This window comes from Pseudomonas sp. LB-090624 (assembly GCF_003205205.1).
In the GTDB taxonomy this organism is placed as follows: domain Bacteria; phylum Pseudomonadota; class Gammaproteobacteria; order Pseudomonadales; family Pseudomonadaceae; genus Aquipseudomonas.
This window is the reverse complement of sequence record NZ_QJRL01000062.1, coordinates 1-8,121: the sequence shown is the minus strand read 5'-3', so window position 1 is coordinate 8,121 and position 8,121 is coordinate 1. Positions and strand designations below refer to the sequence as shown.

Annotated in this window: 1 protein-coding gene; it reads left to right on the top strand. The window is 66.7% G+C overall.

Annotated elements, in window-relative coordinates:
* On the top strand, positions 1 to 8,121 hold an 8,121-nt coding region (locus tag DMX11_RS25505), incomplete at both ends, for a non-ribosomal peptide synthetase (protein ID WP_146230385.1).

Genomic DNA, 8,121 nt, shown 5'->3' with positions numbered 1-8,121 from the left:
CCCTGCTGGCACATCTGCCGGAATTCATGGTGCCAGCGCTGTTCATGCACCTCGAAGCCCTGCCGCTGAGCCCCAACGGCAAACTCGACCGCAAGGCGCTGCCAGAGCCCGGCGCGCTGCAGGATCGCCCATTCGAAGCCCCGCAAGGCGAAACCGAAAACCTGCTGGCAGCCATTTGGGCCGAACTACTGGGGGTCGAGCGGGTAGGGCGCCATGACAACTTCTTCGAGCTGGGTGGCCACTCGCTGTTGGCGGTAAGCCTCACTGCACGCCTGCGTGAACGAGGCCTGCAAGCCGATATCCGCGTGTTGTTCGGTCAACCGACCCTGGCCGCGCTGGCCGTTGCAGTTGGCGGTGAAAGCCGGGTCGCGGTGCCGGCCAACCTGATTGACCCAGGCTGTACTCACATCACTCCGGCCCTGCTGCCATTGGCCGGGCTTTCGCAAACCGCGATCGACACCCTGGTGACGCAGATCCCTGGCGGCACGGCGAACATCCAGGACATCTACGGCCTGGCCCCGTTACAACAGGGCATTCTCTACCACCACCTGGCCAGCGAGGGTGCTGACCCATATGTGTTACAGGCGTGCTTTGCCTTCCCGGGCCAAGCCGAACTGGACGCCTTCGCCGCCGCGCTTGACCAGGTCATTGCGCGCCATGACATCCTGCGCACCAGCATCCACTGGCAAGCCCTCGATGAGCCGGTGCAGGTGGTATGGCGCACCACGCCCTCTGTCGCAGCCTTGCGCTGCGATCAGCCACAGGGTGGTATCAATCTGAACCACGCCCCGCTGCTGCGCCTGGTCCCCGAGCAGACCGACAGTGGCCTGCAAGCCACGCTGTTGATCCACCACATCATCCTCGACCATGCCGCCGTCGAGCAGTTGGTGGCCGAGATCACTGCAGTGTTGCAAGGCCAGCTACGGCACGAAGCCAGTGTGCCTTACCGCAACTACGTGGCCCAGGCCCGCCTTGCCGGCGATGCCCAAGGCGACGAAGCGTGGTTCCGTGAACTGCTGGGTGACATCGACGAACCTACCCTTGTGTACGGACTGCACGATGCGCAGACCGACGCCTGCGAAGTGTTCGATAGCCGTCAGGCCCTGGATGGCACACTGTCTGGCCGCCTGCGCGAGCAGGCGCGGCATCTGGGCGTCAGTGTCGCCAGCCTGGTGCACCAGGCCTGGGCGCAGGTGCTGGCCCAGCTGTCCGGGCGCGAGGAGGTGGTGTTCGGCACGGTATTGCTCGGTCGCCTGCAGGGCGGCGAGGGTGCCGAGCGGGCGCTGGGCATGTTCATCAACACCCTGCCGTTGCGCGTCAGCGTTGGCGCGGCAACGACTGCCGATGGCGTGCGCCTGACCCACCAGCGCCTGGCTCGGCTGCTGGTCCACGAACAGGCCTCGCTGGCCCTGGCCCAGCGCTGCAGCGGCGTGCCAGCTACCCAGTCGCTGTTCACCAGCCTGCTCAATTACCGCCACAGCGCACCGGCCAAGGTCGAGCTGCGCCAGGCCTGGCAAGGGATCGAACAGCTGACTGCCCATGAGCGCAGCAACTACCCGCTGGTGGTCAATGTCGATGACCTGGGTGATGGTTTTGTCCTGACCGTGCAAGCGGTGGCACAGGTTGACGGCGGCCAGGTATGCCGCCTGCTGGCTACCGCCCTGGAGCAACTGGCCGATGCCTTGCAAGGTGCTCCGGCCATGTCATTGCATGCGCTAAGCCAACTGGCGCCTGCCGAGCGCGAGCTGGTGCTGCAAGGCTTCAACGCCACTCGCCGTGACTACCCGCGGGATCACGCGCTGCACCAGCTGTTCGGTACCTATGCCGCGCTCACGCCGGCTGCAATTGCCGTGGTGCACGGCCAGCGGCAATGGACCTACCAACAGCTGGAGCAGCATGCCAACCGCCTTGCGCACCACCTGCTGAGCCTGGGCGTGACGCCAGGCGACCGTGTCGCCCTGTCGCTGCCACGCAGTTTCGAGCTGCTGGCGGCGCAGTTGGCCGTCAGCAAATGCGCGGCAGTGTTCGTACCCCTGGACAGCAATGCGCCCGCCGAACGCCAGGCCTTCATGATCGACGATAGCCAGGCCAGGGTGCTGCTGACACGCGCCAGCGAAGTGCAGGCAGGCCAGGCAATCCGGGTGGAACTGGACCGCTGTGAGCTGGCCGGCTACCCGACCCATACGCCGGGGCTGGCGGTGAGCGCTGAAAGCGCAGCCTACATCATGTATACCTCGGGCTCGACCGGCACCCCGAAGGGCGTGCAAGTGCCGCACCGGGCGATCGTGCGCCTGGTGATCAACAACGGTTTTGCCCAGTTCACCCGCGAGGACCGGGTGGCTTTCGCTTCCAACCCCGCGTTCGACGCCAGTACCCTGGAGGTCTGGGCGCCGTTGCTCAACGGTGCCAGCGTCGTCGTCATCGACCAGCAGCAGGTGTTGTCGCGGGAGGCATTGCGTGATGTGCTGCTGGATCAGGGCGTAAGCGTGCTGTGGCTGACGGCGGGCCTGTTCCACCAGTTTGCCGAAGCCTTGCTGCCAGCCTTCGCCAGGCTGCGCTACCTGATGGTGGGGGGCGACGTACTGGACCCGGCGGTAATCGCCCGGGTACTGCGCGAAGGTGCGCCGCAGCACCTGCTCAATGGCTATGGGCCGACCGAGGCCACCACCTTCAGCACCACCCACGCGATCACCACCGTCGACAAGGGCAGCATCCCGATTGGCAAACCGATCGGCAATGGCCGCTGCTATGTGCTCGATGCCCGCCGGCAACCCCTGCCGGTCGGCGCCGTCGGCGAGTTGTACATCGGTGGCGATGGCGTGGCCCTGGGTTACCTTGGCCAGCCCGCACTCACGGCTGATCGCTTCCTCGCCGACCCGTTCAGCCCCCAGCCGGGCGCCCGCATGTACCGCAGCGGTGACCTGGCCAGTTGGCAGGCCGACGGCTCGCTGCGTTACCTGGGTCGTGCCGACCAGCAGGTCAAGCTGCGCGGCTTCCGTATCGAGCCGGGGGAAATCGAGGCCTGCCTCGGCCAATGCGTCGGCGTTCGCGACAGCGCCGTGGTGCTGCGCGAAGACAGCCCGGGCGAGAAGCGCCTGGTGGCCTACTTCACTGCACATTCCGCAGCACCGGCACTTGCTGAGTTGCACGCCCAGTTGCAAGGCCGTCTGCCGGACTACATGCTGCCGGCGGCCTATGTGTGCCTGGCCGAGCTGCCATTGACCGCTAACGGCAAGCTCGACCGCCGCGCACTCCCGGCACCGGGTAGCGACGCTTTGGTCAGCCGTGCCTTCGAGCCCCCGCAAGGTGAAGTGGAAAGCGTCCTGGCCGTGATCTGGGCGCAAATACTCAAGGTCGATCAGATAGGCCGCCACGATCACTTCTTCGAACTGGGCGGCCATTCGCTGCTAGCCGTGACCCTGGTCGAGCGGATGCGCAAGGCGGGCCTGAGTGCCGATGTGCGCGTGCTGTTCGCCCAGCCGACCCTGGCCGCCCTGGCCGCTGCGGTCGGGACGGGCCGCGAGGTGCAGGTCCCGGCCAATCGGGTTCCGGCAGAGGCTCGTGCAATCACCCCGGACATGCTCAGCCTGATCGACCTCGACCAGGTCAGCATCGACCGCGTGGTGGCCAGCGTACCCGGCGGAGCTGCCAACGTGCAGGAAATCTACCCGCTGGCGCCGTTGCAGGAAGGCATCCTCTACCACCACCTGAGTGCCGAGCAGGGCGATCCGTACCTTTTGCAGTCGCGCTTGGCGTTCGACAGCCTGGCCGACCTGCAACGCTGGGCCGGTGCCTTGCAGCAGGTGATCGACCGCCACGACATCCTGCGCACCGCCGTGGTCAGCGAAGGCCTGGAACAAGCGGTACAAGTGGTATGGCGGGAGGCGCACATGGCCGTCACGGCCGTGGAGGGGCTTGGCGACGAGGCAGTGCTCGATGCGTTGCAAGCGCGCTACGACGCCCGCCACCAGCGCCTGGACTTGACCTGTGCGCCGCTGCTGCGCCTGGTGCATGCCGCCGACCCGGTCAACCAGCGGGTGGTGGCGATACTGCAGTTCCACCACCTGGCCCTGGACCATACCGCCATGGAAGTGATCGCCGGGGAAATGCACGCGCTGATGGCGGGGCAGGGCGAGGGTCTGCCGCCGCCGGTGCCGTACCGCACCTATGTTGCCCAGGCGCGCCTGGCGGCTGACGATGCAGGCCATGAGGCGTTCTTCCGTGAAATGCTGGGCGACCTGGACGAACCGACCCTGCCGTTCGGCTTGGCTGACGTGCAAGGCGAAGGGCATGCCATCGAGGAAGCGCGCCTTGCCGTGGCCCCCACGCTGGCCCGCAGCCTGCGCGAGCAGGCCCGGCAACTGGGCGTCAGCGCCGCGAGCCTGGCGCACCTGGCCTGGGCACGGGTCCTGGGCGTGCTGGCCAACCGCACCGACGTGGTCTTCGGCACAGTGCTGATGGGCCGCCTACAAGGCGGTGAAGGGGCTGATCGGGCGCTTGGCGTGTTCATCAATACCCTGCCACTGCGCATCGACCTGTCGACGCCGGTGCGGCAGGCAGTGGGCCTGACTCACCAACGGCTGTCGGCGTTGCTGGCACATGAGCATGCATCGCTTGCCCTGGCCCAGCGCTGCAGCGGCGTGGCGGCATCGGTGCCATTGTTCAGCGCCTTGTTCAATTACCGGCATAGCAGTGCCGTGAGCGGTACGGATGCCGGCACGCAGGGCGTCTGCCTGCTGGGCGGGGAGGAGCGCAGCAACTATCCGCTGACCCTGAGCGTCGATGACCTCGGCGAAGGCTTTGTCCTGAGTGTGCTGGCCCTGCAAGGCATCGGTGCCGGGCGGGTGGCACAGTGGATGAATCAGGCCCTCGCTGAGTTGGCCAAGGCGCTGGAGCAGGCGGCGGATGTGGCAGTGGCCACGCTGCCCATCCTCGATCACGCCGCACGCCGACAATTGCTGGACACCTTCAATGCCACCTGGCGCGATTACCCTACCGGCCAGACCGTACATGCCCTGGTCGAGGCCCAGGCCGCCCACACGCCGCAGGCGGCCGCCCTGGTGCAGGATGGCCGGGTGCTGAGCTATGGTGAGCTGAACCGCAGCGCCAACCGTCTCGCCCATTACCTGATCGAACGTGGCGTGCAGCTTGGCGACCGCGTTGCGCTGTGCCTGCCGCGCACCTTGGAGCGCCAGATTGCCCTGCTGGCTGTGCTCAAGACGGGGGCGGCCTATGTGCCCATCGACCCGGCTTACCCGCCCGAGCGCATCGCCTATCTGTTGGCCGACAGCACACCCGCGTTGGTGCTGGTAGAGTCCGCTACGCAGGCACTGGTCGGTGACGCAGTGCAGGTGGCGCTGGACCGTGATACCTGGCAAGGCGCCGCAGACAGCAACCCGCACGTGGTCGGGTTGGGCCAGCAGCACCTGGCCTACGTCATCTACACCTCTGGCTCCACCGGCCAGCCCAAGGGCGTGATGGTCGAGCATGCGAGCCTGGCCAACCTGGTGCATTGGCACCGCGAGGCCTTTGCCCTGAACGCCGGCAGCCATACCAGCACAGTGGCCGGTTTCGGCTTCGACGCAGTCGCCTGGGAGGTGTGGCCGGCGCTCTGTGCCGGGGCAGTGCTGCACTTGCCGCCGGTCCAGGTTGGCGGTGAACACGTCGACGAGCTGCTGGACTGGTGGCTGGACCAACCCCTGGCGGTCAGCTTCCTGCCGACGCCGGTAGCTGAGCAGGCACTGCGCCGTGAACGCCAGCACCCGACCCTGCGTACGCTGCTGGTGGGCGGTGACCGTCTGCGCCAGTTCGAGCAGGCGCCAGGCTTTGCTGTGGTCAACAACTATGGCCCGACTGAAGCCACTGTCGTCGCCAGCTCCGGACAGCTAGTGCCTGGCGGGCTGTTGCATATCGGCAAGCCGATCGCCAACACACGCCTGTACGTACTCGACGATCACCAACAGCCGGTGCCGGTGGGCGCGGTGGGTGAGTTGTACATAGGGGGCATCGGGGTTGCCCGTGGCTACCTGAACCGCGACGGGCTCAGCGCAGAGCGCTTCCTGGCCGACCCGTTCAGTACCGCAGCCCATGCGCGCATGTACCGCAGCGGCGACCTGGTGCGCTGGAACGCCGACGGCACCCTGGATTACCTGGGCCGCAACGATGACCAGGTGAAGATCCGCGGTGTGCGTGTGGAGCTGGGCGAAATCGAAAGTGTGCTGGCCGCCCAGCCGAGCATCGCCGATGCCGTTGTGCTGGTGCGTGGCGAGCGCCTGCTGGCCTGGTTCACCGCAACCGCGCCCGTGCAGCCGGAGGCATTGCGCCAGGCGTTGCAGGCCAGCTTGCCGACGCATCTGGTACCCATGGCCTTTACCCAGGTCGATGGATTGCCGCTGACCCGCCATGGCAAGCTCGACCGCCAGGCGTTGCCCGACCCTGACCCGGCCTTGCTGACCCGCCAGGCCTACGCACCACCACAAGGTGCAGTCGAAACCGCGCTGGCGGCAGTTTGGGCCGAAATGCTCCAGGTCGAACGAGTGGGGCGTCACGACAACTTCTTCGAACTGGGCGGCCACTCGCTGTTGGCCGTCAACCTGACCGCACGCCTGCGCCGGCAAGGTTTGCAGGTTGACGTGCGCACGCTGTTCGGCCAACCGAGCATTGCCGCCCTGGCTGCCACCCTGGGACAGGTACGCGAGGTGCAGGTGCCCGCGAACCTGATCCCGGCCGATTGCTCCCATATCACCCCGGCCATGCTCCCCATGGTGACGCTGGAACAGGCCGCCATCGAGCGCATCGTTGCCCGGGTGCCGGGCGGCGCTGCCAACGTGCAGGACATCTACCCCTTGGCGCCGTTGCAGGAGGGGATTCTCTATCACCATCTGAGCGCCGCCGGTCATGACCCCTATGTGTTGCAATCGCGTTTCGCCTTCGCCAGTCGCGAGCACCTGGCCAGCTTCGCCGCCGCGCTGGACAAGGTGATCGCCCGCCACGATGTGCTGCGTACCGCCATCGTCTGGGAAGGCCTGCCACAGCCTGTGCAGGTGGTCTTGCGCGCAGTCGCACCGGTTGCGCAAGCGCCCTTTGGGCGCATAGATAACCGCGACCATGCCAACACACGTCTCGATTTGACCAAAGCGCCACTGATTCGGCTGCTCTACACCGACGCGGACGGCCCGATCGAAGCCACCCTGCAGTTCCACCACATCGTTCTCGACCACACCGCCATGGAGGTGGTCGCCGAAGAGCTGATTGGCTACCTGCAAGGCAACGGTGAACCTGCCCACGCCCCAGTGCCGTATCGCAACTATGTGGCACAGGCCCGTCTGGGCATCAGCCAGGCTGGGCACGAGGCGTTCTTCCGCGAGCAACTGGCAGATATCGACGAGCCGACCTTGCCGTTCGGCCTCAGTGATGTGCAAGGCGATGGCCGCGGCATCCAGGAAGCGCAGTTGTGGCTGGACGACGCCCTGGCGCAACGCCTGCGTTGGCAGGCACGCCAATTGGGCATCAGTGTCGCCAGCCTGTTCCACCTGGCCTGGGCGCGCTTGCTGGCGGCTGCCAGCGGCCAGGAGCGGGTGGTGTTCGGCACCGTGCTGCTGGGACGCCTGCAAGGCGGCGAAGGTGCCGAGCGAGCGCTGGGGATGTTCATCAACACTTTGCCGCTGCGCATCGACCTGGCTGGCATCAGCCTGCGCGCGGGCGCCCATGCCACCCACCAGCGGCTGAGTGCGCTGCTGGCCCACGAGCATGCCTCGCTGGCCCTGGCCCAACGCTGCAGCGGCGTGGCCGCGCCGCTGCCATTGTTCAGCGCGATGCTCAATTACCGGCACAGCAGCCAGGCCACCGCCAGCCAGAAGCAGGCGACAGCAGGCATCACCACCCTGGAGAGCCAGGAGCGGAGCAACTACCCGTTGAGCCTGAATGTGGATGACACCGGCCTTGGATTCCGGTTGGTGGCCATGACTCAGGCCGAGATTGGCGCAGCGCGTATCTGCGGGCAGATGGCGCGGTTGCTGCAAGCCATGGTCGAGGCCCTGGAGCACGAACCGGACCTGCCAGTGCAGCGCTTGCCGGTGTTGCCGGCTGAAGAACGCCAGCGGGTGCTGGTTGACTTCAACG